Raw genomic sequence first — 26,502 nt, 5'->3', positions numbered from 1 at the left:
ATTACAACCGTCCCCATGGTTCCCAATCAAGGTAATGTAATTACTTCATATTTTGCAGCTAATTCAATAAAACGGGCCATCCCGCTAATTTTTCCCGCTGCAAGCTTATCGTTTAGCTCATAAAAGTCTACGCATGTTTTACAAGCAAGAACGTCAACACCCTTTTCTTCCAATTCCCTTAATTGGAGAGAAACAAGCGAGCTTTCCGTTAGTGCGAACACACCACGGTTCAGGCAAAAAACAGCCGCAGGCAGTTCTTCCTTTTGCTTAAGAATAGTAAAAAAAGTTTCCAAAATGCCTTCACCCAGTTCTGTTTCTCCTTTTCCAAGCTGATCTGAAGCAAGTAAAATTACCTTGTTTTTCAATTTCTCCACCTCACTGAATTAATAATACTAACAAATGCCCGGAGAGACCCAGGGAATCTATGGACTGTATTTATTCACTAATATAATGGTTAATTTATCCATAATGCAATTCTAATTATCGATTAGATAGATTAATATGAATCGTAATATTGGATGCGTGGACGCGTGTTACATAATAGTATTTTTTCATATTCAATACTCAATATAGAGGATATTTGATAGAATAAGTATTTTCATATAAAAATATTCAATTGAGGTGAATTGCTTGAATAAATTAACCAGTAAAGAAATCCTGTTTATTGGCTTAATGTTATTTTCAATGTTATTCGGTGCAGGAAATTTAATTTTTCCAGCCTATTTGGGACAGGCTGCTGGAGAAAATGTATGGCATGCAGTTATTGGGTTTATTATTTCTGATGTGGGTCTTACAGTATTAGCTTTTATAGCGATTGCAAAATCAGGAACATTCGTTGCGTTAACTAATAGAGTTCATCCTATTTTTGCTTTACTATTCCCCATGGCGATTTATTTATCAATAGGACCTGGACTTGCCATTCCGCGTGCAGGCAGTCTTGCCTATGAAATGGGAGTGAAACCCTTTTTACCAAATGCAATCGAGTCTTCACCGATCGCACTTTTGGTTTATACTACTGTATTTTTTAGTATTGTCTTTTGGTTTGCAAAATCGCCATCTAAATTAGTAGACAGATTTGGAAAGATTTTAACACCTTCTTTATTAGTTTTAATCATGATCGTTTTTATCAAGGCTTTATTTACTGATTTATCCAGCTTTAAAGAAGCAACATTATCTTATAAAGAGAATCCCATCTCTCAAGGATTTTTAGATGGATATCAAACCATGGATGCCATTGGTGCGTTAATTTACGGAATTATATTTACCAATATTTTTAAAAGTAGAAAAATAACCAAGCAATCATTACAAGTAAAATATTTAGCGATATTTGGACTTATTTGCGGCCTGCTTTTATCTATTTGTTATTTTATTATTGGATACTTAGGAGCTTCCGCTTCAATACCAGGAAAAGTTGATAATGGAGCGATTGTTTTAAGTACGGTATTACAGCAATTGTTCGGACAGAGTGGAACAATTGTTTTAGGATTAATTTTTACACTTGCTTGTTTATGTGTTTGTATAGGATTAATCACATCATGTGCTCAATACTTTTCAAATATTTTTCCTAAATTATCTTATATAAAATGGGCAATCTTTTTATGTGTGATTAGTGGTTTTGTAGCAAATCTTGGTCTCTCTCAAATATTAAAAGTATCTGTCCCAGTGCTCGGCTTAGTGTATCCAATGGCAATTACACTAATCATTTTAGGTCTATTACATGAGAGATTACCTTTTAATAATCGCCCCGTATATTTCATGACAATCGGCCTTGTTGGTCTATTTAGCTTAATTGAAATCATCAATTCGACATTTTTAAATGGTTCATTTTCAGATTTATTATCAAATGTCCCTTTGCAGATTGAGGGCTACGGCTGGGTGATTCCTGGTTTACTGGGTTTAATAATAGGAAGCATTTTTGAAAAATTAATGGATAATGAGGAACCCACTGTTAAGAAAGCAGCATAAATACGAAATAAATAAAAGCTAGGTTAGTCTAGAGACCTACCTAGCTTTTTAAACAAATCTACTTTCACTATTTCTCTCTATAAGAACCTACCAGTAGCTTCCTATGGTTAATTCGTAGGACCACTGTCAACATTGGCTTCGATGGTACTTTGAATGTTTGTTGATACCGAGGAAAGGAAGTTATAACCAGTCAAAGACTCAATCGTATCCACACTTACTCTATAGTAGCCCCAAGGTTGACTGGAAACTGTTTGGTCATTCGGCAACAACACAGCTATTACTCTAGTAGAAGTTGTTACACGGCTAACATCATTATTCCCATTAGGCAATACGACGATCACCTTCCATGTTTTAGCTGGCACGACAACTCCATTCCCAACAGTCGTCATATATCCATTTGACCCGGTACCCCCACTTCCGTAACCTCCGGAAATAGTATATAATTCGTTTCCGGCTGAAACCAGTTTACGGGAATAGGATTCTAGACTTGCCCAAGTTACCTCGTTATTTTTTGGAGCTTGAGGAATCATATTGGTCATCAGAAATGTTGCGGAATTGTCATCAACAGAAGCTGTTCGATCTTCTGATGGACACATGTGTCCCCTGTCGAATCCGCTGCCTGAAAATTCAGTGGATGTAACCCGATACCATCCTGTCGGAAGTAATGTATCCGCACGAAAATTATCTTGACGCGGTGTGCTTCCAAGATCAGATGAACCTAAATGCCAGCTTACCCAGTTGGGCTCGTGTTTGCTATTATTGTAAGAAAGAGTATATTGTAGCTTGGTCATTAAATAATTATTGGAATTGGATACATCAGCTGTAGCCCCACTTGGATTCCCTAATCCCAAATTATCATTATCAACGCCTAATGCTGGTTCAGCAGGAGAAGATGAATTTTGAGGGTCCAAGCTGCTTGTGATCACCAAGTCGTTAGCATTATTGTTTGTGTCCCAACCATTCCCTTGACCTTGTACTGTGCCGCTGTTATTGTCTTTACGTTCTGCACTTGTCGTATTGGAAAGAGTCCCAACTGGAGTAGTTTCTGAATCATTGGCAGAACCAAAGCCTACAAAATCCACAACATTTGAATCAGTTGAACCTGAAACCGAGGTAGTGACCTTAGCCAAAGCAACTTTTCCACTACTTGCACTTAAGTTGATGGTACCTGTTACATCAGCAGTAGGTAAATCAACCGTTCCTCCACCGCCGCTTGCTTCTTTAATTAAATAGTACTGATGTGCACCAATGCTTCCTGTTAAATTTGTAATGCTACTGAATGTACTCGTTCCAGAGGCATATTGGACCGTCCACCCGGTTAAGGTAACACTGGAATTAGTAGGGTTGTAGAGTTCAATATAATCATTTTTGTAGGAAGCACCACTATTTCCGCCTCCACCATAAATTTCACTGATGACAATATTCGTTCCTACAGCTGCTTGTGAATGTGGAATAAATACATTCCCTATAGCAGCTACAAACACCAAGCACATACTTACAAGGTAGGCTAACTTTCTCTTTCCTCTTTTAGTTAAAATGGCTTTTTGTACCGATTCACTTTCAAACATATAGCAATAACCTCCTACTGAATTTTAGGAAACATATTGGTAGAAAAATTTGTAAGTCAAGACATGGATAATAAAATAATCGTGATACTCAGAAGAGAAATCTTGCTGAAAAGGTATATTGCACAAGGTAAGAGTAAAAAGATAATAGCCAGTGTACATTTTATGAATATGAGCAAAAAAAATATAATTACATTCATTTAAAATAAAATGGATTTACACGAAGGTTTTCAACTAGAGGTCTATCTTAAGTGTAAAAAGCCTTACAAGAATTCTGAGCACCTCCTACAATTATTTTTAAATTTGAATCCGTTCGCTGAAAGAACATAAACCATCCTCTCGACAATACGAAGGAGTCCAAAGGTCATTCAATCAGCTATTACCCTTCCCTTTTTTCACGCCACACTCCACATGGTTTGGATACGAGCCACAGGTATGTATTGTGTTCACCTTGCTTAATTTGACAATAGCATAAATTGCGTCTAAATAGATTTAATTTTTAGCAAATTAAATCTATTTCTAATAGTAAATGTAAAACTATGTAATAATTGTGAGATTCTAATTCTGCAATTGCATGACATATTTCTTTTTTATTCATATAGAAAAGCATAAAAAGCAAAGAGACACTTCGTAAAAAAGAATGAAGTGTCTCTTTGCTTTATATTTAATCAAAATAATGAGTTACTGTTAAAGTTGGCATTTAATGAATGGTAAAATTTTATTAATCAAAAAGGTTCTTTTTGGAGTGAAATGGCCAATGCCCTTTCATTCATAGTTAATACACATCACGTTGATAACGTCCTTGCTTCTGCATATCTTTAAGATACGCTTCGGCTGCTTCACGATCCATTGTACCTTCCTGTTCAATAATGGTAATAAGCGTGTCGTTGACGTCTTTCGCCATATGTTCCTTATCCCCACAAACGTAGAATATAGCTCCTTTTTCAATCCATGCAAATAATTCTTTGCTATGTTCGATCAATTTATGCTGGACATAAACTTTTTGAACCGCATCGCGGGAAAATGCCGTATCAAGTCTTGTTAATACCCCATCTTGTTGGTATTGTTCCAACTCGTTTTGATAAAGAAAATCCGAGGCAGCATGCTGATCCCCAAAAAACAGCCATGAACGGCCGGTTGCTTTATTAACTGCACGTTCCTGGATAAAAGAACGGAATGGTGCAATGCCCGTCCCAGGACCAACCATGATAATATCTGTATCTTGGGAATCTGGCAAATTGAAGTGTTTATTAGCTTGAACAAAGACTGGAAGCGTATCCCCTTCCTGAAGACGTTCAGCACATAAAACAGAACAAACGCCTTTTCGGTCACGTCCATGCGCCGTGTAGCGTACTGCACCTATCGTTAGATGAACTTCATCAGGATTTGCTGTAAGGCTGCTTGCAATTGAATAGAGACGCGGCGTCATTTTTCTTAATATAGAAACAATGTCCTGGGCAGAAGCCTTCCATGGACCAAAATCACGTAACATATCAAGCAAATCACGCCCATAGCAATATTCCTTTAGTTGGGTTGAATTCTCAACTAACACAAGGTTTTGAAGCAATTCATTTTCAGTAAATGCTGCTGCTTGTTGTAAGATTTTCTTAGTCAGAAGTGTAATTTCAAAGTAAGAAGTCAGTGCTTCCTTTAACGGGAGGGTCTCACCTAGCTTACTAACAGTTACAACCGATTCTTCATCCCAGCCCATTACCTCAAGAAGAGAAGCGACAAGTTCCGGATCATTTGCCGGCACAACGCCAAGTGCATCACCCGGGTTGTAAGAAAGACCTGAATCTTTTAATGATAACTCAATGTGTCTGGTTTCCTTGCTAGAGCCAGTTCCATTTAAATTACTATTTTTTAGAACTTTTGCTCGAAATGGATTAGTCCGTGAAAATGGTTTTTCACTTTTGGTGCTTTTCGGATTTTCCAATGTAAGTTGCATATCATAACCTCCAAAAGTAGTCTATAACTAGAATACCACAGAGTTGGGAAATCAGATGTGGAGTTTGACACACAATGGACAATCATTTTTAATCCGGCTTTAAATAATAGGCTCTGTTAAATTTGCCTGTTGATTTCCGCTCCAGGCACTTCGCTTTCCGTGGGTGTTTCGGCGAGCCTCCTCGGCGCTTGCGCCTGCGGGGTCTCCCCTGAACCATACTCCCACAGGAGTCTTCGTGCCTTCCGCTCCAATCAACAGGGTGTATAAATCAACACTGTTCTTTAACACAGCCAAATAATAAGAATCATTAGGGTGCCTGGCACGGGGTGAACAGTATCGTATATAGGTAATGGTTTACCAAATGCTTTTTTGTAAATAATAGGATGGTTAAACAATAAATAAAGGAGGCCTTGTATGCCACAGGATCGAAAAGAAGAAGTTCAAAACGATGCATACGAAGGAAAAGGGGGCATGCCAGATAAGCAACAATGTCTACCGCGTCATGTGCAAAGGGAGCTGCCTCACGAATTTTCTGTTAATCCTCTGTTTGCCCGTGAAGGCGAATTAGCCGTTCCGCGCTTTAACATGCCTGATGAAGGCATGTTACCCGAAACAGCGTATCAAATCGTCCACGATGAAATTGCTCTTGATGGCAATGCACGCCTGAATCTGGCAACATTCGTTAGCACATGGATGGAGCCTGCTGCAAAAGACTTATATGCCAAATCATTCGACAAGAACATGATTGACAAGGACGAATATCCGCAGACAGCCGCAATAGAGGAGCGCTGTGTCCGAATTCTCGCCAACCTCTGGCATTCGCCCAACCCCCTTACGACGATGGGCGTTTCAACCACTGGTTCTTCAGAGGCATGTATGCTCGGGGGGCTTGCGTTAAAGAGACGATGGCAAAATGCACGAAAAAGAGAAGGGAAGCCGGCGGATCGGCCCAATATCGTATTCAGTTCCGCTGTTCAAGTTGTTTGGGAAAAATTCGCCAACTATTGGGAGGTCGAACCACGGTATGTGAAGATTAGCCCAGAGCATCCACATTTGGATCCCCAGGGGGTCCTAGCTGCAGTGGATGAAAATACGATAGGTGTGGTACCGATTCTTGGTGAGACTTATACCGGGCTTTATGAACCGGTTGCCACGATTGCGAAAGCGTTGGATGATTTACAGGAGAGGACGGGCCTCGACATTCCTATGCATGTGGATGCGGCTTCGGGAGGATTTATAGCACCGTTTCTTCAACCAGACTTGGTCTGGGATTTTCAATTACCCAGGGTGAAGTCCATCAATGTATCTGGACATAAATATGGACTAGTGTATCCTGGGTTGGGATGGATTATTTGGCGGGAAGCGGAAGATCTTCCTGATGACCTCATCTTCCGCGTCTCCTATTTGGGCGGGAATATGCCGACTATTGCCCTGAATTTCTCTCGTCCTGGGGCGCAAGTGCTCCTGCAATATTACAATTACCTGCGTTTAGGAAAAAGTGGGTACCATGATGTGCAAAGGGCATCTCAGAAAGTCGCTCTTTTTCTTAGCAAGGCTATTCAGGAGATGGCACCGTTCGAACTTTTGTCTGATGGTTCGGATATTCCGGTTTTCGCTTGGCGAATGAAAGAAGGGTACACATTAAACTGGAATCTTTATGATTTGTCTCGGCAATTGCGTGTGTTCGGTTGGCAAGTGCCTGCCTATCCATTACCGCCAGATATGGAAGAGGTGACGATTATGCGCGTGGTGGTTCGAAATGGATTTTCCATGGACCTCGCGCATTTGTTTTTGATGAACCTCAAACAGGCCGTCGCCTTTCTGGATTCCCTGGACGGGCCAATGCCACATGATACGAAATGTGATAACGGGTTTCATCACTAAGTGGAGCAAAAGAGGAGGTCTCAGTAGAGGCTTCCTTTCATTTATTGACCACCGTATAATGTGTTGGTGGGTGAATCGTAACATAAGGAACCACCTCCAATTGTTAGTTTTGTGTCTAACGATTGAAGTGCATTTCAAAAGTAAATGAGGTTTTTGTAAAAGTTTAGATAAAAAGTGATTTATAGATCAGAGATGGGTTTTGTAAATAATACTCCCGATGTGTAGGTTTTCCTAAAAAAGCGGCTCTGTTATAACTAATGTTGATTCACTGTGTTTGAAAAATAAGAGGTAAAATTCCGCTTAAATTGGGAAATACCCATATTTCCTTAAAAATAAAGGAAGTTTTTCCGTTTATATTATTTAAATCTTAGGATTTTGACTTATTTAAAGCAGTTAATCGGAATTTTTCCGCTTATATCTGCTTCTTAAGCTTTCTTTTTAAACATTAGCCGGAAATTCTCCGCCTATGAATTAGCAAACACATAAATAAAAATCAATAATGAATAATAACAGAGCCTAAAAATTAATAGAATTTTGATTCATACAATGATTCCTAAACTGAATTATTAATTAAATAAGAAACAGATCGTATATCAGTTCGCTGACTTCCAAGAATACTTTACCACCTATTACAATCTTCAAATGGGCATTTCTTTCTAAACAGGATTGGTAATAGAAATGGCAATTATAGAAAATTTCTTGTTTTTAACTAAATCCTATAAGTTCGTGTGTCGTAAAAAAACAGTAGATTTAATTACCTTTTATAAAAAAGTGGCCAAGTTATTGTCGAAATATAAAGAAAATAAATTGACAAAATTAAGAATTCTATTAAACTAAAAATAGTTCTATCCTCAAATTTTCTTTTTATGTTAGCTACTCTGCAAGTCTTTATTTGCCTTTAAATTTCTCCAATATAAGACACATTAAACTTCTTTTTTCACTCGCATTATTACTCATTAATTTTAAAAAACTTTCCGAAGTTCAAGTAAATAAATAATGGAGATGATTCATTCGTTGCATCGAGAATATGTATGCATTAAATGCCCATGTTGTGGATCTTGGTTTCCAAATTAGTTAAGCCATTTAGGCTAACTGTATAATTTTTGTAGTTTGTCCACTATATTTGTTTAAATGATTTATTGGCAATAGTTTTATTAAGGGTTCTGTAAAAGAGATGACCATTGGATAGGAGGAGGGATTCTATGGGATTTGAAGAAGAATACAAGGCCTTTTTGAACACTCACTTGCAGGCAAGAACCGGTGAACGGTTGCGGCGTTTACGAGAAGGTCACAACCAGGCCGAAATGTTGTTTTTGAAGCAAGTGTGGTGGCCCTTATTTCACCATTTTCGGCATTTGCATCCAGAATATGAAGTCAATGATTTCAAGGATGGCAAAAGGTATTTGGATTTTGCTTATATTCGTCCCGCCATCCGGATTTGTCTTGAGATCGACGGGTACGGTCCTCACTTAAAGAACATAAGCAGATGGAAATTTGCTGACAGCCTGGAACGCCAAAACCAGTTGGTGATTGACGGATGGACCGTGATCCGATTTTCTTATGATCAAGTTAAAGAGAAGCCTCGTCGCTGCCAACAAATTGTTCAGCAAGTGATTGGCCAATGGCTGGGGGATGAACTGGATCAGACCACTCTGTCCTTAGTCGAAAAGGAAGTGCTTCGGCTAGCGATCCGAAAAGGAGAAGCCATATCCCCTATAGAAGTCGAGAAGTATTTGAAGCTAAGTGACAAGACGGTAAAAAAAGTACTTTCTCAACTAGTCGATAAAAAGATGCTTATTCCCGCTTCTGGGATCGTGAGGGTCCGCTCGTATCGGTTGGGGGATCAGGTTAAGCACCCAATCTGATAAATAGACGGAGAAATTTCTCTTAATTAGTAAATAGGATTAATAATAGCTTAAATAGACGGAGAGATTACGCCTATTGACTCTAAAAACGTGAAAATGGGTAATTTTGCTTTGCATAATCGGAAAACCTCCCCTTATATACCCCGAAACGAGCTCTATTTTGCATCTAACCGAAAAATCTCCGCTTATTCTACTATCGCTGTTTATTCAATTAAGGATAAGACTTCTTATTTAAAAGAAGTGAGATGAGACGTGTTTTTTAATAAAGGGTGATTTGATTAAACTTTTTTTTGTTATTTTAAAAAAATACAAGAGAGCCTCATTAGATGCGTTACGGAGAACCTTATCATAATAGAGGCGGTTTTATAGTAGCTATAAATTGAGGTGATACAAATTTTTGTATCACCTTTTAGGTTGATTAATTTCGAAGGAGAAAAAAATGTATGCCAGGAGACTCTTTCTAATTTAGTGATACATGAATTGTTTGAATAAATTAACCAGTAAAGAAATCCTGTTTATTGGCTTAATGTTATTTTCAATGTTATTCGGTGCAGGGAATTTAATTTTTCCAGCCTATTTGGGACAGGCTGCTGGAGAGAATGTATGGCAAGCAGTTATTGGGTTTATTATTTCTGATGTGGGTCTTACAGTATTAGCTTTTATAGCGATTGCAAAATCAGGAACATTCGATGCGTTAACTAATAGAGTTCATCCTATTTTTGCTTCCTATTCCCCATGGCAATTTAAAGAAAAAGTAGCGTTTAGAAAATAGAAAAATTAAACGTTACACAAAAACCTTCCAGATTAATGACACAATCAGGAAGGTTTTTTAATAAACACTATTAATGTTGTGTGCTTCTTTTATTGCCTCTATGTAATTCAGCTTCATTTTTTAAGCCTGTTAGCAATGAGTAGCACATGGCGAGCATGATAATGGCAAATGGGAGTGCGGCGGCAATGGAAGCGGTCTGCAATACCTCCAAACCACCGGCGATCAGCAGAACAGCCGATAAAGCAGATTGGATGACACCCCATGTCATTTTTATTTTGTTAGAAGGATTAAGCGTTCCGCCTTCACTTAGCATCCCTAATACAAAGGTTGCGGTATCGGCGACAGTTATATAATAAATAGCGACCACGGCAAAACCTAAAATGCTTAATAGGGTGCTTAATGGAAGGTGGTCAAAGAAAATAAATATAGACAAGTTTATATTTTCGGCGATCTGTTTTGCCAAATCGCGGTTTCCGGGATCTTGAACAAGTTCAAGTGCTGAACCTCCAAATACGGACATCCAAAGACAGGTTCCAAGTGTGGGAACAATCAATACACCAACCACAAACTCCTTAATTGTCCTCCCTCTTGAAACCCGGGCAATGAACATGCCGACGAATGGCGCCCATGCAATCCACCAAGCCCAGTAAAATAAGGTCCAGGAAGCAATCCATTTCTCACCCTTTCCAAAAGGGCTTAACCGTAAACTCATTTGTAAAAAGTCACTTAGATACAGTCCTGTTGTATTGAAAAACACTTTAATAACGGTTAATGCTGGACCGACAATCATAATCAGTACAAGGATTGCCACTGAAAAGATGATAGCTGCGTTGGATAAGTACTTTATTCCTCTTTCCAAGCCTGTATTAATGGAAATAATAAAAAGAACTGTTGTGACCACAATGACAATAAGTTGGATAAATAACGTATTAGGAATGCCGAATATGTCATGCATACCTGCCGTGACCTGCATGGCCCCAAGCCCTAAAGAGGTGGCAATACCGAAAACTGTTGCAAAGATGGACAAGATATCGATTGTTTTGCCAATCGGCCCGTAAATCCTGTCGCCCAAAATGGGATGGAACGCTGAGCTGATAGCTGCAGGAAGCCGTTTATTATACTGAAAAAAAGCAAGGGCTAACCCTATTACAGTGTAGATTGCCCAAGGGTGCAAGCCCCAATGGAAAAATGTGTATTTCATTGCGGTGTTAGCTGCGTCAACAGTATAACCTTTCCCGTACGGAGGGGCTGTATAATGGGTTACTGGTTCGGCGACGCTCCAATATACAATCCCGACACCCATACCAGCACCAAACAGCATTGCCAGCCAGGAAGCGGTAGAGAAATCAGGTTTATCATTTCTCCTGCCGAGTCGGATATTACCGTACTTTGAGAATAACAAGTAGATAGAAAAAATAACGAAGAATAGAGTAGTACCGAGATAAACCCAACCAAGGTAATCAATTGAGCCATTATAAATGGCGTTGGTGACCTTGGTAAGATTATCTGTAAAAAAAACTCCCCAGAGAATAAAAATGAGGGTCAGCAGTAATGAGATAATAAAAACACTATTTTCTTTAAACTTATCCATAGAATCCTCCTGGCACTTAAAGAATACTTAAAATTACGATTTATTACTGTCAGTTATTAAAGGGATTGTATTGAAATTCCCACTTATCCGTATCCATTAACTCTTCATGGGGTACCTCTATACCGCCTCCAAGATAAATCGTTTGCCCTTTAATCGCAACCACCATAGCTTCGATTAACATATCACTATCCTTCTTTTTATATATGTCTCCCAACTGTGTGGATAGCTCGCCGTATGGATGAGTAATTTGTGGGCCAGCGTCATCGAAGTTTTCTTCAATATTTACCATATCTTTATAATCGATAGGATGACTGTCAGTAGCACGGCCAGGTACCATTAATAAATATTCGGTATGCTTGATCCCATCCAAATCGCTTGTAATGACCCCTTTGTTATCAACCGTTTCAACCACTTCAATTTCATTTAAGGAATAGTGATCCAGAGTATCAGGGGCCGGATTGTTAATTAAAATCAAATCCTCCGCTACAGGCTTTTGATTATTCCTAAGCGTATATACCTTATGATTATAAATAAAGCTGTCATTTTCCCTTGGAATGTATCTTTCCACACTTGCAGCATTGGTAATATGCTGTGTTAAATCCCTCAGCTTAATAAGATGAACGGATAGTTTATACATTGGTTTTACTCCATATACCTTGTGTAACTCATTGTTATAGTAAACAAATTGCCCTTTTCTTACTTGATACAGTTTCACGACTAAATCTCCCTTCAATCCATAGGTGGAGTAAATTTCAAAACAACATGGTATCTGGATGAATCGCATTCTTCTTTAGGATGCCTTTTTTCTAGAAAAACATGAAATTTGGTTATTAATAGTATTAAAGCTTTATTTCTTTGCGAAAAAAAAAACAGCACCCTCTAATTGATGGAGAGTTGCTGCTTGTTATTTCCTTGACGATTATTGGGGTGTTTTAAGATGTCGAGTGTTTTCTGAGATTTTCTATTTGTCAAAGAATTAATTCAACTGCTTAGGTCATGTAATGATCAATATAATAGTAAAAAAATTTCATTTTCTGTATTATAATAATCACTAGATAGTAAGACACAAACACTATTCACAAAAAAGACAATTGCAAAATGACTTCGGATTAGCGGTGAATGTTTTAGATAACATTTTGACTTCTATAAAGTCTAAATTTGAATGGAATGATTTTTAAATGAAAGTTAATATTGATGTGTTTATAAGTTATAGTTCAAGTGAATTTAATAATGTAAATGCGATAAAAAATATATTAGAAAAAAACAATATTAGCTGTTGGATGGCACCGCATAGTATTCCTGTCGGTTGCAGTTATGCCAATGAAATTCCTGCAGCAATAAGGAATTGTGGGATGTTTTTATTAATGTTGTCAAGCAGTTCCCAAAAATCTCAATGGGTTCAAAAAGAAGTAAGTTTGGCTCTCAGTTACGGCAAAACAGTATTACCTTTTATGTTGGAAAATTGCGAGTTGACTGAAAGTTTTAACTTCTACTTAACTGATGTACAACGTTATAATGCTTATGAATCTCAATCAGAAGTACTTAAGGAGTTAATAGCCAGAATTTCGAGGCAACCTACTCAACGAATAGATGTCAAGAATGATTCTATTGTTATCGGAAATCAACAGACCGTTACTAAGGCTGATGATATTTTGCTGAATAATGAAGACCGTGATATAAATGCATTGGGAGCATGGTTGTCAAAAAAAGAGCCTTTTGATGTAGATAGAATTTTAGCAGGCATTCTTACTAAAATTAGACGTGAGTATCAAAACAACCCGAATGCCCAATTTATCAAAAGCTGGTTGGAACAGCATTACGTGGACTCATTTAAGCTCGAAACCTTCTTATACACGTTATTTAAGATAGGCATCTATTCTAACAATGCAGCTGAAATTGATATACAAGTAGCTGTCATTTATATTCACTCCGGTGAGCGAGTATACACTAAACAGGCAAGAAAATACTTAGAACGTGCAGTTGCTATTTTATCCAAATCTCCATCATATGATGATTTAAAATTCAAGAAAATAGTATATGCAAAATGGCTTTTAGCCGTTACTTATAAACAAGAGAGAAACTATGGTTATGCAAGTGATATCTGCGAAGAACTGATTAACTTCATTAATGATGAGAATAAAATATTTGAAGTTCCCTTTGTGGATGCTCTTCTATTACCGCAGCGTGAACTTGCAGTTATAAATAAGGAAAGGGTTCTGTTTGATTATTTAATGGTACAGACTGATGAAATTCGTTATAATGTTAAAGAATTATTTCATACTCAACGTCGGATGTTGGAATTTTATATTCTCAACAACGACTTTGAGAAAGCCCAAAAACTTCTACCTAATCTACTTGATTCATTTTCAAAATGCGGAAATCATATTGACGCTATATATCAGATTGCTTTATATCAGAACCTTTTTGAATACTACATTTATATTGGCGAGAAAGAAAAATCCCAGCATTATTATAAATTGGCTTATGACAGTGCAAAAAGGAACTTTTGGAAGGGCAAACAACAAAAATTGGATGATATCAAGACTATTTATGAATAGTCACCTAATTTAATTTATTGAAATATTAGGGGGAGAATTGATATGTATGATTTTAACGCTGATGCAAAACTGTTGTGGGAATATCACCACTTAAATAATAAACTGAGTAAAAAAGATTGCATTTTGGCATTTGGGAGTCACGATACGCATGTTGCAGAAAGAGCAGCTGATTTATATAATCAAGGCTTTGCCCAATTTGTAATTTTTACAGGTGGTTTAGGTAAAATAACCAAAAACATATGGAAACAAACCGAAGCTGAGAAGTTTTCAGAAATTGCTATTTCACTAGGTGTTCCAAGAGATAAGATATTTATTGAAACAGAATCAACAAATACCGGACAAAATATTGACTTCTCTAAGAAATTAATAGAAAAAGAAAAGCTTATGTTTTCAGATTATATTGTGGTGGATAAACCATTTAAAGAGAGAAGAATATATGCGACCTTAAAAATGCAGTGGCCTACTCTTAATTTCATCGTAACCTCACCTCAATATTCTTATGAATCGTATTGCAGTTACTATAATGAATCTGTTGAATTGGATATTTCAGATTTCATAAATATTATGGTTGGTGACCTTCAAAGAATTGATTTATATGGAAAAAACGGCTTTCAGATTCCACAGGATATTCCTGAAAATGTTATGGAAGCTTATAAACGATTAGTTGGTAATGGGTTTGATAGACAACTTATTAAGGCATAATCATTTTAAATGACTTGCTAAATTATCTTGAAATCAAATTTACCGCGTGTAATATACCGCGTTTTTTTCGAAAAAAATTGCCTTCACCCCCGTCACGGTGAACATCTCATAAGTAAATGATCCTTTTGAAAAACAACAGCACCCTCAAATTTGCTAGAGAGGTGCTGTTTTGCTTACGTTAATATTCTCCTTTAATGACAAAATACGAGCCCCGAATGGTTCCAGCTAGTTTAGACTTCTGCCTAGCAAACTTAAACTTCGCTTCTAACTCCTTAGGTACTTCCATCCCTTCAGAAAGCTTAAAACCAACGGCCCGCTTCGGCTTAGGACCATCAATCGTATACAAGACGTTGACTGATAGACCATCCTCATAAAAGACGTAGGTCCAATTGATATTTTCTACTTGAAAACGCGAGGTTTCTAAAGGTTTAGCAGCAAACTCAATATCACGTTCTTCTTTCAAAATTCGGTTCACATAATCAAGTGTCTCCTGACTTTCGCTAGCTGGAACAACCGTAAATTCATGCTTGTATTTGTTCATAAAGTAACGGGCTTCATTCGCACGTAGACCAGCAATCGCTTCTGCTACAGGTGAAGGCTCTAAACCAACCGTAGACACATTTTTAAAATCAACGATATAGGACAATTCCATCGCTCCTTTTATTTCCTAACAACAGGAATCCACATTTCACCAAATACTAAGCCGTTTCGTTGCCCCATTATAACTGCTGTATTTGGCCCGCCAACATAGGCAAAATTCTTTGCTTCCGGCAGGACTTGACCAAAGGCAATGCCAGTAACCATATTGCTCAAATCTTCGGCTGTCGCTGCCTCTCCTTTTACAACCAGGTATTCTCCCTTTGGAAACTGGATCATTCTAGTTGCTTCTGGTATTGATTCTTCTGTCATGACGCCAGCATAATGCATCATCTTGTTATTCACCGCTTCATTTACGACAAAAATGTAATCATTTGTGGCTAAGGCTTTTAACTTATCAAGCGTACCATCTTCATTGACGGCCGACCAAAAGTCTGCCTTTTCCTTGTTTATGCCAGCATAGTCTGTGTAGTGGCTCTTCAGCTCTGTTCCAATACCTAAAACGGTGAAGCTATCTTTTTCTTCTAGGGTATAATCTGCCATATTCAAAACCTTCCTTTTTTTTAAATGAATCAAATGATTGTTTTTTCATCTGATGAGATTATAATAGTCTTTAATCATGTCAAAAAATGATACTGTTTAGGAGTTCCCAATGAAAAAAGTTGAACGAATTAATACTATTATGCGGTATATCAACAACCGCGCCAACTTTACCATTTCTGAAATCATGCGAGAATTTAACATCTCTCGTTCAACTGCTATTCGAGATATCAGAGAAATTGAAAGCATGGGGATGCCACTTGTCACTGAAGTTGGAAGGGATGGGGGTTATTTTGTCATGAACAACTCTGTCCTGCCCACTGTCCGCTTTACCGATAATGAGATTAAAGCTCTTTTTATTGCCTTTATGGCCACAAGAAATCAACAACTTCCTTATCTAAAGAGTCGTCAGTCTTTAGCTGAAAAATTACTAGGTCTCATATCAGAAAATCAGCAAGAGGACCTTGTTCATTTAAACCAAATCTTGCTTTTTGAAGGGACTAACCCCAATAATCCCGACCTACTTGAACTTTCAGACCTGCCCCAACCTATGTTAGAAAAACTCATTCAAATCCTTCTTCTAGACAGCTTTTTATTGATCACCATCAAAGAAGAGGAGAGAATAAAGTCTTATCCCATTTATCTCTTGCACCTTTATCATGACAAAGGCATTTGGATGATTGACGGCTTTGACTTAAAGGATGATAAGAGGAGAATTGTCCCTGTCGACAATCTCACCGATGTCAAATCATACTCTACGAAAAATAGATTAAGTAAGAAAAAGATTTTAGAAAAACTAAGTAAGCAAGAAGAAGAGATTAATCTTGTCCTTGAACTTGGTCCAAAGGCAATTGCCCAGTTCAAAAAATACCATCCTTTGAAAGTTGCAATTTCCTATACGAATCCATACCAAACCACAGCCATTCTAAAGACTTTTATCAATGTTACTAATCCCGAAGAATTAAACGAAATAACAAATTGGCTACTTTTCCTAGGTGGGGATATCAAAGTCAAGGAAGTGCCCGTAGAACTTTTAGATTGTTTACAAGAGAGATTATCCTTATTCTTCCCATAGGAAGTGCTAGTTAAAACACCTTGAGTATCTTGTAACAATCTTGGCTTGATAAAGCGATGATTGTTACAGTTTGGGTCAAATAACATTCGGCAATAATAGTCAAAAGGCGGAATTTTCTTGCCGAAGAACAATTGCCTGTCTGGGCTGTTCAAGACCCTTGCGGTTTAAAAGTTAGGAAAGTATATAATCTTACCTACCACAGTCTCTGATATTGAGGCATTTTATGTCTCAATCCTAATGAAAAGATGCGTGACCGGTAAATAGAGGGAAGGTTCTAATGCCCGAGGTAAAGGAAAAAGTACCCGACTGGTAAATAGGGGAAGGTTCTAATGCCCGAGGTAAGAGAAAAAGTAAGTGACCGGTAAATAGGGGAAGGTTCTAATGCCCGTGGTAAGTGTTAAAGTGCCCGACCAGTAAATAGGGGAAGGTTCTAATGCCCGTGGTAAGTGTTAAAGTGCCGGACCGGTAAAGAGGGAAAGGTTCTAATGCCCGGGGAAAGAGAAAAAGTGCGTGACCGGTAAATAGAGGAAGGTTCTAATGCCCGAGGAAAGAGAAAAAGTGCGTGACCGGTAAATAGAGGAAGGTTCTAATGCCCGAGGAAAGAGAAAAAGTGCGTGACCGGTAAATAGAGGAGGGTTCTAATGCCCGAGGAAAGAGAAAAAGTGCGTGACCGGTAAATGGGGAAGGTTCTAATGCCCGAGGAAAGAGAAAAAGTGCGTGACCAGTAAATAGAAGAAGGTTTTAATGCCCGTGGAAAGTTCGACTGACTACTATAGGATACGCTATGTACGACTAGGTCTCTGTCGGCAATCCGCAAGCAACTTTCGGATGTACTCTAAACAAAAAAGGATCGGGCGTGTTTTGCTCGGTTCTTTTTATTGGGCATGAGCTACAATGTCCCCCTACTAAAATTAAAAATTATAAAAGTTTAAATAGTCTGAAATGTGATTAAACTGTTAGAGAAAATGAATTTATTTTTGAGGTGGTATTTTGAAAAGATTAGTTAGTTTTAGTGTCCTGGGGGTTGTTTTGGTAGCGGGACTTGGTTTGGCTGTGTTTTGGGAGAAGCAAGATAAGGGGAATGATGGTGGGAACAAACAGGATTCCTTTCAGCAGGATGCAAATGAGGTAATGAAAAAGGCGGTAGAGGTAACACTCTCGGATGATGGCAGTGTGAATGCAAGTCATTTGTCTATTCCGTGGACTATTAACAAGAGCAACAGTCTGTTTTTCCTGAGTCAGCGGGAAGGCTCCGTTATTCAAATTGACGGTAATCTTGGTTTAGTAGAAGTGCAGAAAGTAAAGGTTTCACAGGATATTGTCAATGAAGGTGAAGGTGGTTTTCTTGGATTTACTTTAGCACCTGATTTTACTACGACAAAGAAAGCATTTGCTTATCACACCTATCAGAAAGATGGAAAGACCCTAAACCGAATTATTTCACTCAAACTTGAAGATAACACGTGGAAGGAAGATAAAGTACTTTTAGATAAGATACCTGGAGGAACGGTAAGTAACGGCGGCCGGTTAAAAATTGGGCCGGATGGGATGTTATATGCCACTACAGGTGATGTCGGCGTAAAGGAAAACGCTCAGAATCTTGATAGTTTAGCGGGTAAAATTTTAAGAATGAAGCTAAGCGGCGATATTCCGACTGATAATCCATTTAAAAATTCGTATATTTATTCCTATGGACATCGGAATCCTCAGGGATTAGCCTGGGATGGGGACGGCAACCTCTATAGCTCAGAGCATGGGGAGTCAGGCCATGATGAAATTAATCTGATTCAAGCAGGGAAAAACTATGGCTGGCCTGTGGTTCAAGGAGATGAAGGTGCAAAAGGCATGATGAAGCCAATTCTTCAATCCGGTGATAAAACCTGGGCGCCGTCAGGTATGGCTTTTAAGGATGGAAAACTTTTTGTTGCTTCTTTAGCTGGGAAGCAAATCTTTACCTATGACCTAGCCAGTAAGAACTTTCAGGAGTTTTTCGGAAATGCAGGCAGATTAAGGGATGTATTAGTCGATAATAATGAGTTGTACACAATTACCAGTAACCGTGATAACCGTGGAAATCCGACAGACAAGGATGATCAGTTAATTCATCTTTCTTTAACAGAAAAGGCTTCTACTAACTAAAAGGCTCTGTTATCATTCATTGTTGATTTTCGTGTAGGTATGAGAATTCATAAGCGGAGAATTTCCGGCTATTGTATATATTGGGCGCTTAAGAAGCAGAAATAAACGGAGATATTCCGGTTAACTGCTCTAAATAAGATAAAATCCAACGATTTGGATTAAATAAACGGAAAAAATACCCTTATTTTTAAGGAAATAATGGTATTTCCCAATTTAAGCGGAATTTTTCCGTTTATTTTTCAAACACGGTGAAATCAACATTCAGTTAATACAGAGCCAACTAAAAAGGTAATCGTCCGATTAATAGGACGATTACCTTTTCTTTTTCAAGCTCGTTATTAACCGCCGCCAAGACTCTTTACATAATCTGCAACGGCCTGTATTTCTTCCTTAGATAACGTATCTTTAAATGGAGGCATTTGGCCTTTTCCATTTTCCACCTGTTTGATGATGGCAGCCCGGTCCATTTTCGTGTTTGTTAAGTTTGGACCATTATGCCCACCTGCACCACCTGCACCGTGGCAGGCCATGCAATTGTTTTTATATACTGTTTCGCCTGCTTCCGTGCTGGTTTTTTCTTTTTTGGTTTTATTATTGGTTTCCTGCTTCTTTTCTTCTGCTGCACCTTGTTTTACAGGAGATGTATTGATTTTATCCTTAGGTATATCCTTTACAGATCCATATTTACCCTCTAAAGAGAAGGTGTAGATTTTATCCCCATGTTTTGTTCCAGCCAGTGTATTTCCGGCGGCGAAGATAGAGATATACTGCTTTCCATCGATTTCATAAGTGATAGGCGGGGCATTTGCACCTGCATCCATTTTGAAATCCCATAATTGATTTCCGTTGGTTGCATCGTAGGAAATGATCCTTCCATCATTATGACCGGTAAAAACCAGGTTTCCTTTTGTTGTTAAGAGGCCGCTGTAGGCGATGGCATCCCATTTCTTTTGCCAAACGATTTTATTCGTTTTAATATCGAGTGCGGTAACGGTGCCGCGGCTAGGGGAGTTTTCCACCGGCTGCCATACACTGCCGATATACTCTTTCCCTTGTTCAAACCTCGCCTTTTCTTCTTCCCCGTAATGCGCATAGGCAAAATAATTGTCATTTCCTAATACGTAAAAATACTCTGTGTTTGGGTTGTAAGCCGAGGGCGGCCAGTTTGCTCCACCTTGAGGTGATGGTTTAAGGGTAACCGGCTTATCCCAAAAAGGTGTAAATATACTTCCAATTGTCCCCTTAAAATCTTTTGGTAAATCTCGTTTAACATCTTCCTCGGTAACCTTTTGTGGTACAAATGCATCTCCAATAGGAACGGGCTGTGTTGGAGAAGTTTTTTGGTTTGTATTTTGTGGTACTGGCTTTTCCTCAATGCCAATGAGCGGCTTGCCGTTTGTTCGATCCAAAAGATAAAGCCATCCTGTTTTCCCAGCTTGGGCAATTCCTTTTCTCATTTGGCCATTCATTTTCACATCATATAGAACGACAGGATTGGCCGGATCCAAATCCCAAATATCATGATGTACTTCTTGGAAGTGCCATTTGTATTCTCCTGTATTGGCATCAAGTGCAAGAATTGAGTTGGCGAATAAATTATCTCCTTCCCTCTTGCTGCCATCCAGGTCTGGCGATGTATTCCCGGTTGAGAAATAAATGAATCCAAGTTCTGGGTCAATGGCCGGAGTCTGCCAAACTGGCGCTCCGCCTGTAAGCCAATTTCTGCTGCCCTTTGGCCAGGTTTCACTTCCTTTAGCACCTGGTGCTGGCAGTGTATAGGTTCTCCAAATTTGTCTGCCAAGTTCAGAGTCATAAGCGGCTACATATCCTCTAATACCATACTCGCCGCCGGCAATTCCTGTGTAGACTTTTCCATCATAATAGAGTGGGGCACTGGTAATGGTAAAACCTTTTTCCCAATTATCCACTCTGGTTTCCCATACTACCTTACCGGTTTTTTGATCTAAAGCAACTAGCCTGGCATCTAATAATCCGACAAAGACTTTCCCGTCTCCTAACGCTACACCACGACTTGTCCACCCGCAGCAGACGGTATTCAGCCCATTCATGAGATTGGGTCTATATTCCCAAATCATTTTACCAGTTTTTGCATCGAGGGCCTGGACTTGATTCGCCCCCGTGATGGTGAACATGACTCCATCATAGACAAGTGGGGTCGCCTCACCAGAATATTTAAACTCAAAACCTGAACCTAGGCTGGTAACCCATTCTACTTTTAAGTTCTTAACATTTGAGGCAGTGATTTGGTTAAGGGGTGAGTACATGCTATTATGGATATCTCCGCCATGCGTTGCCCAATTTCCTGCAGGGGGCTTGGCCAACTCATTAGGTGCAAACCTCGGTGCAATCTTCCTTTTATAATCCAAATGCTGATAGGAATGATAGTTAGTGTTAGACAATTGCTCCTTCGTTTTATTTTCAGTGGCGCCTTGCTTACTGTCCTCGCCCTTGTCTGCTTTTTTTACTTCAGACTTTGCCTCATCGTTTCTATTTTTCTCAGCCTTGTGTGTAGTGGTACAACCTGCAGTTAGCAAAAGGAATAATAAAATAATAATCCAACCAGACTTCTTCATCTTTTCACACACTCCTTTCAATCTTTTTACAGTAATTTGCCCGTATATAAGAAGTTTTTATTCATTTAGATTCGCTGCAGGGAAGTTTTTAGATAGGGTGCTTAATAACTTCTAAAGAACTTTCTTATTGAAAGAATTTTTATCCTTTTTGAAGAGGTAATAAAGTTAGCATAAAAGTGAAAAGTAAATAAGTGTTAGTTAATGAGCTATGTTTGGAAATTGGAATCCACACTTCTTTGGTAAAACAAGAAGCATTCATATACATTTGTAGTGGATGACAAGCGACCAATTTAAAAAGTGACTGTCATCAAAACCCAAAAGGGTACCTGTAACCGGCTGAATATGTTTCAGGGTAATATAAAGGGGAGGTTCTCATCTATTATGAGGACCTCTCCTTTGTTTTATTTCTAATAGAAGTATTGGCAATATTCAGAGGGAAACCGGAGTTATATAACAATGGCATAGTTTTTATAAAAGAACTGATGCTCAGTAAAATTCCGGTAAATCACAACCATTTCTTTTCCAAATCTATAAATTTGATATACTAATATTAAGTAATTTATACGAAACGGAGTCTTCTAACATGAATGTGGTTATTACGGAACCTTCTGCAGCACCAGTGATTCAAGCGTTAAGATCAATAGGTTACAATACTAACACCGCAATTGCTGATTTAGTAGACAATAGCCTTGATGCGAAAGCATCCGTTATTAAAATTAACTTTGATTATGATGAATCAAATGCAATGATCACAATTTCTGACAATGGAACTGGTATGAATGAAGAAATGCTTCAGATTGCAATGAATATCGGTTCCAAAGACCCTAGGGCGAAAAGAGAGACGAGTGAACTAGGGCGATTTGGTATGGGCTTAAAAACAGCTTCTTTCTCATTAGGTAAGCGGTTAAGCGTACTTACAAAAAGGGACGGAATTTATTATGAAAGATGCTGGGACTTAGACCATGTTTCGGAATGTAATGAGTGGCAGTTATTTACATCTATTCCAGATGAGGTAAAATCAAAGATAGGTTTAATTGAAGGTGAGAGTGGCACTATTGTCTGCATAGATAAACTTGATCGGTTTATGGGATATGGAGGCAAACGGACTTTAAAGGAAACAAGTTTTTTCAATAAGGTTTCCCGTGTTAACAAACATTTGGAGTTTGTTTTTCATTCCATTATAGAAAATAATGATATTTCTATGATTATTAACGGAAAGGTAATTGTTCCCTGGGATCCCTTCATGAGATATCACGAGCATACAATCGAAGGGGAAATGCAAGTACTCAGAATTAACGATAATAGAATAAGGGTTCAATATTTCATTCTTCCCCATGCCTCCCACTTAACTGAACCGGAATATAATAAAGCTGGTGGCTATAAAGGATGGAGAGACCATCAGGGATTATATATATATAGGGAAAACAGGTTACTATACTTTGGAGATTGGATGGGGTTATTTCCAAAAGACGCAGCCTCCCAGCTTGCTAGAGTTAGAATTGATCTTCCGAATGCAGCGGATTCTGATTGGCAAGTCGATATTAAAAAGTCAGGAATTAATTTACCTGAAGATGCCAAAAGAAGACTAGAAGCAATTTCAGGTATAGCTAGGAAAGTATCCAAGGAGATATTTTACTTTAGGACGCAATCTCATAACCCTGGACAAACTTTTAAAGGAAGTCTAAATACTTGGGAACAGTCAGGTAGAGAAGATGGACCGCAGTTTATTTTAAATAGAAATCATCCAATTTTGGGAGAACTGTTAAATAAAATTGATGATGATTCAGCCAAGCTATTAAATTTGTATTTGAGATTGGTTCAACTTGGTTCCCCAAGTAACATTATAGATTCACCGAAAGTTCCTGAAGAAGAGATTCAAGATGTATCGAAGGCTCAAAAGGAATTAGTTATTCAACTTGCATCAACCATGTTAAGTCTAAATGTTGCTAATGACACAGAACAACTACTTAATTTATTGATTACCCAGCCTGCTGTTGATGGCTTAAATAGAGTTACCATTAAAAAGATAGTAACGGAGGCAGATTTAATTGACTGAAATGGATAAAAAAGGTCTATTTGAACAATCGTTTTCTACTAACTACTATATGTTTAAACCAATTTCTAAAAATCAGCAAGAGGCAGCTGAAAAAGCGCTAATTATGGCAAAAATGGCTGTTTCCGGCTTCTTTAACATAGATGATAAGACATTTAAAAAGTGGTCCCTAGAGATGTTCATGAAATATAAAATTGGAGTAGATATACCTAAACCTCCAAGTGTAATCGGTATTGAAAATGAAGATAAATGGTTCAAACCTCAGCTGGTCTCTGGAACCTTCTTTTGGACAAGATACCGCCAATATTTATCAAATATAAAAAACTGGCCATCAGAGTCAGTTGAAGCAATTGATGATACCACGAATGAAATACTTAAGGCATTAGGAAATCCAAAATCTATTACGCCATTTGATAAGCGCGGTCTAGTATTGGGTTACGTTCAATCTGGTAAAACAGCCAATTTTACTGGTTTAATAAATAAAGCTTTCGACGTAGGTTATAAATTAATTATTGTATTATCAGGTATTCATAATGACTTAAGAGCTCAAACTCAAATCAGGTTAAATGAAGAGGTTATAGGGAACCGCACTGATAAAGAAGGAAAGGCAATGGGTGTGGCACAGGTCTATGCTAACACTCCGGATCATATTATTTCATCTTGGACAACTGAAGAAAGAGATATAAGCTCAGGGCACGGCGGTACAAGTAATCTAAATTCGCCAACACTAATGGTCGTAAAGAAAAATAAAACGGTTTTGGAATCACTTCGTGACCAGTTAATTAATCATCGGGATCTATATCATCTGGATATTCCAGTTCTAATTGTTGATGATGAGGCAGATCAGGCATCTGTCGATACATCAGATCCCAATAAAAGTGAAGATCCTAAAACGATTAATAAATTGATTCGACAAATACTTGAGGTATTTAATAGAAAAGCCTATGTAGGGTATACGGCAACTCCTTTTGCAAACCTTTTAATAAGTAAGGAAGCAAAAACAGACGATGAAGGACAGGACTTGTATCCAAAGGATTTTTTAGTGGGATTGCCTAAGCCGAAGGATTATTGCGGTCCAGAGGAATTTTTTAATGTAGATGAAGATCCTGAAGATATGAGACCAAGCTTAATCAGACCTTTAAAAGAGGAAGACACTGAAGTATTTACTACAATTAAGAAAAAGACCGATGCAGATAAATTTGAGGAAGTCCCCCCTCAAATGAGAGAAGCGATATTGGCATTTATGCTGACAATTGCCATTAGAAATTTAAGGGAACAACGGAACAAGCATAATTCAATGCTTATTCATACTTCTCGTTTCAAGGATGTTCAATCCAATGTAAAAGATGAGGTAGCAAGAACATTTGAAATGATCTCACAGCAGCTTCAATATAATGTAAAAAGCAATGTAATATTAGAGGCAAAAGCACTCTATGAATTGGATTTTCTTCCTACTACAAAGGAATGGCCTGAAGATCTTCCAGATATTAGCTGGGAAGCAGTTTATGAGGAATTGAAGATTATTGCTGATAAAATCAGGGTTTTTGAAATCAATGGAAACAGTAAGGATGCTTTAGATTATCATCAATATAAAGAAGATGGGCTAAATGTAATAGCCGTTGGTGGAGATAAACTATCTAGGGGTCTAACTTTAGAAGGCTTGAGTATCACCTATTATTTCAGAAATACTCTAATGTACGATACATTAATGCAAATGGGCCGATGGTTTGGCTATAGAAAAGGATATATGGATTTATGCAGAATTTATACTTCTGAGGACATTGCTTCGAATTTTGAACATCTTGCTATAGCGATGATTGAACTACGGAAGGAATTCGACAGACTTGCGAAATTGGGTAAAACACCATCTGAGTATGCTGTAAAAATGCTAAGCCATCCCTCTATGACATTAACTAGCCCGTTAAAAATGAGGAATGCTGTTTCGTCTACTGTCATTTACGGGGGAACTTTACAACAGACAAGAATGTTGGATACAGATGAACAGTTTTATAAAAATAATATGGCTGCAACTGAAAAACTGGTTGGTAAACTTCCATTGGTTAAAAGGAATTTTGGTAAAGGAAAAACTAATTACTATGTTTCAGATAACGTTGATTCCACACTTGTGAAGGAATATTTAGCGGAATATAAGACAAGTTCTAGAGTAGAAAAAGTCGACTCTCTTAAAATCTTGAATTATATTGACCTTGTGAATAAACAAGGTGAGCTGACAAGTTGGACTGTTGCGTTTGTAGAAGGAGATCCAGCTGATAGGACTGGTGTGGGTCAATACCCTGTTAATATAGGTGAACTATCCCTAAATTCTGCTGTAGTCCGTGGTGTTAGGGTACCATCTCCAACTAGTAACGCAACCACACTTGATATAAAAGCAATTGTTGCACCTAACCAGGAGTATATTGATATAGATCCTGAAAAGATAAAGGACATAAAAGACAGAGACGAGAAACGCAGAGTGCGACCTAAGGAAAAGGGGTTATTATTAATTTATCCGTTAAATCCCAATGTTACTGTCTTTAATAGTTTGCCTGTACAATTTTCTGATAGACTTGTTCCAATTGGTATTGCTTTCTCCTTCCCTGAAACTACAATTGATGAGACAGTAATCTATCAGACCAACAAAACGGTTTAGTAAC

17 protein-coding genes and 1 pseudogene are annotated in these 26,502 nt (G+C 38.1%); 10 read left to right on the top strand and 8 right to left on the bottom strand.

The window, feature by feature from the left end; genetic code table 11:
* Positions 1–26: 26 nt before the first annotated feature.
* Positions 27–365: a DsrE family protein gene (locus tag RCG25_RS23215; RefSeq protein WP_308081184.1), complete on the bottom strand. Its 339-nt coding sequence runs from the start codon at positions 363–365 to the stop codon at positions 27–29.
* A gap of 265 nt (positions 366–630) precedes the next feature.
* Between RCG25_RS23215 and brnQ the strand changes: the two genes are divergently transcribed.
* The gene (gene brnQ, locus RCG25_RS23210; RefSeq protein WP_308081183.1) at positions 631–1,965 is read left to right on the top strand and encodes a branched-chain amino acid transport system II carrier protein; all 1,335 of its coding nucleotides are present in this window, start codon (positions 631–633) and stop codon (positions 1,963–1,965) included.
* Positions 1,966–2,072: 107 nt separating this feature from the next.
* Here the strand turns inward: brnQ and RCG25_RS23205 are convergent, their stop codons facing one another.
* Both RCG25_RS23205 and RCG25_RS23200 read right to left on the bottom strand, forming a co-directional pair.
* On the bottom strand, positions 2,073–3,533 hold the full coding sequence (locus RCG25_RS23205) for a DNA/RNA non-specific endonuclease (RefSeq protein WP_308081182.1): 1,461 nt from the start codon (positions 3,531–3,533) through the stop codon (positions 2,073–2,075).
* A gap of 772 nt (positions 3,534–4,305) precedes the next feature.
* Positions 4,306–5,478 carry a sulfite reductase subunit alpha gene (locus RCG25_RS23200; RefSeq protein WP_308081181.1) on the bottom strand — a complete coding sequence of 391 codons (1,173 nt, stop codon included), beginning with the start codon at positions 5,476–5,478 and terminating at the stop codon, positions 4,306–4,308.
* Between the two features lie 414 nt (positions 5,479–5,892).
* Between RCG25_RS23200 and RCG25_RS23195 the strand changes: the two genes are divergently transcribed.
* From RCG25_RS23195 to RCG25_RS23185, 3 genes and pseudogenes are all read left to right on the top strand, one after another.
* Positions 5,893–7,362: a glutamate decarboxylase gene (locus tag RCG25_RS23195; protein WP_308081180.1), complete on the top strand. Its 1,470-nt coding sequence runs from the start codon at positions 5,893–5,895 to the stop codon at positions 7,360–7,362.
* A gap of 1,202 nt (positions 7,363–8,564) precedes the next feature.
* Positions 8,565–9,227: a DNA-binding response regulator gene (locus RCG25_RS23190; RefSeq protein ID WP_308081179.1), complete on the top strand. Its 663-nt coding sequence runs from the start codon at positions 8,565–8,567 to the stop codon at positions 9,225–9,227.
* Positions 9,228–9,702: 475 nt separating this feature from the next.
* Positions 9,703–9,963, top strand: a pseudogene (locus RCG25_RS23185) (branched-chain amino acid transport system II carrier protein); the annotation flags it as partial.
* 106 nt (positions 9,964–10,069) lie between these two features.
* On the opposite strand, the gene RCG25_RS23180 reads toward RCG25_RS23185, so the two are convergent.
* Positions 10,070–11,590, bottom strand: a complete 1,521-nt coding sequence (locus RCG25_RS23180) for a glycine betaine uptake BCCT transporter (RefSeq protein ID WP_308081178.1) — start codon at positions 11,588–11,590, stop codon at positions 10,070–10,072.
* Between the two features lie 49 nt (positions 11,591–11,639).
* Positions 11,640–12,305, bottom strand: a complete 666-nt coding sequence (locus tag RCG25_RS23175; RefSeq protein WP_308081177.1) for a hypothetical protein — start codon at positions 12,303–12,305, stop codon at positions 11,640–11,642.
* A 463-nt stretch (positions 12,306–12,768) separates the two neighbouring features.
* Here RCG25_RS23175 and RCG25_RS23170 point away from each other — a divergent pair, with 463 nt between their 5' ends.
* Positions 12,769–14,148 carry a toll/interleukin-1 receptor domain-containing protein gene (locus tag RCG25_RS23170; RefSeq protein WP_308081176.1) on the top strand — a complete coding sequence of 460 codons (1,380 nt, stop codon included), beginning with the start codon at positions 12,769–12,771 and terminating at the stop codon, positions 14,146–14,148.
* A 42-nt stretch (positions 14,149–14,190) separates the two neighbouring features.
* On the top strand, positions 14,191–14,850 hold the full coding sequence (locus RCG25_RS23165) for a YdcF family protein (RefSeq protein ID WP_308081175.1): 660 nt from the start codon (positions 14,191–14,193) through the stop codon (positions 14,848–14,850).
* A gap of 178 nt (positions 14,851–15,028) precedes the next feature.
* Here the strand turns inward: RCG25_RS23165 and RCG25_RS23160 are convergent, their stop codons facing one another.
* Positions 15,029–15,496 carry a DUF8821 family protein gene (locus RCG25_RS23160; RefSeq protein WP_308081174.1) on the bottom strand — a complete coding sequence of 156 codons (468 nt, stop codon included), beginning with the start codon at positions 15,494–15,496 and terminating at the stop codon, positions 15,029–15,031.
* A gap of 14 nt (positions 15,497–15,510) precedes the next feature.
* Positions 15,511–15,990, bottom strand: a complete 480-nt coding sequence (locus tag RCG25_RS23155; RefSeq protein WP_308081173.1) for a GyrI-like domain-containing protein — start codon at positions 15,988–15,990, stop codon at positions 15,511–15,513.
* A gap of 109 nt (positions 15,991–16,099) precedes the next feature.
* Here RCG25_RS23155 and RCG25_RS23150 point away from each other — a divergent pair, with 109 nt between their 5' ends.
* Together RCG25_RS23150 and RCG25_RS23145 are read left to right on the top strand one after the other, a co-directional pair.
* The gene (locus RCG25_RS23150; protein ID WP_308081172.1) at positions 16,100–17,062 is read left to right on the top strand and encodes a helix-turn-helix transcriptional regulator; all 963 of its coding nucleotides are present in this window, start codon (positions 16,100–16,102) and stop codon (positions 17,060–17,062) included.
* A 990-nt stretch (positions 17,063–18,052) separates the two neighbouring features.
* Positions 18,053–19,201 carry a PQQ-dependent sugar dehydrogenase gene (locus RCG25_RS23145; protein ID WP_308081171.1) on the top strand — a complete coding sequence of 383 codons (1,149 nt, stop codon included), beginning with the start codon at positions 18,053–18,055 and terminating at the stop codon, positions 19,199–19,201.
* A gap of 338 nt (positions 19,202–19,539) precedes the next feature.
* Here the strand turns inward: RCG25_RS23145 and RCG25_RS23140 are convergent, their stop codons facing one another.
* A complete protein-coding gene (locus tag RCG25_RS23140) occupies positions 19,540–21,795 on the bottom strand; it encodes an outer membrane protein assembly factor BamB family protein (protein ID WP_308081170.1) in 2,256 nt (751 codons plus the stop codon).
* A gap of 583 nt (positions 21,796–22,378) precedes the next feature.
* Here RCG25_RS23140 and RCG25_RS23135 point away from each other — a divergent pair.
* On the top strand, positions 22,379–23,851 hold the full coding sequence (locus RCG25_RS23135) for an ATP-binding protein (protein WP_308081169.1): 1,473 nt from the start codon (positions 22,379–22,381) through the stop codon (positions 23,849–23,851).
* A complete protein-coding gene (locus tag RCG25_RS23130; protein WP_374121014.1) occupies positions 23,844–26,498 on the top strand; it encodes a Z1 domain-containing protein in 2,655 nt (884 codons plus the stop codon). Before RCG25_RS23135 ends, RCG25_RS23130 begins: the two co-directional genes overlap by 8 nt.
* Positions 26,499–26,502 lie beyond the last annotated feature (4 nt).

Origin of the sequence: Neobacillus sp. PS2-9 (assembly GCF_030915525.1) — a bacterium.
Lineage (GTDB): Bacteria > Bacillota > Bacilli > Bacillales > Cytobacillaceae > Neobacillus.
Note: the sequence above shows the minus strand (reverse complement) of the source record. Positions and strands in the feature narration are given on the sequence as shown.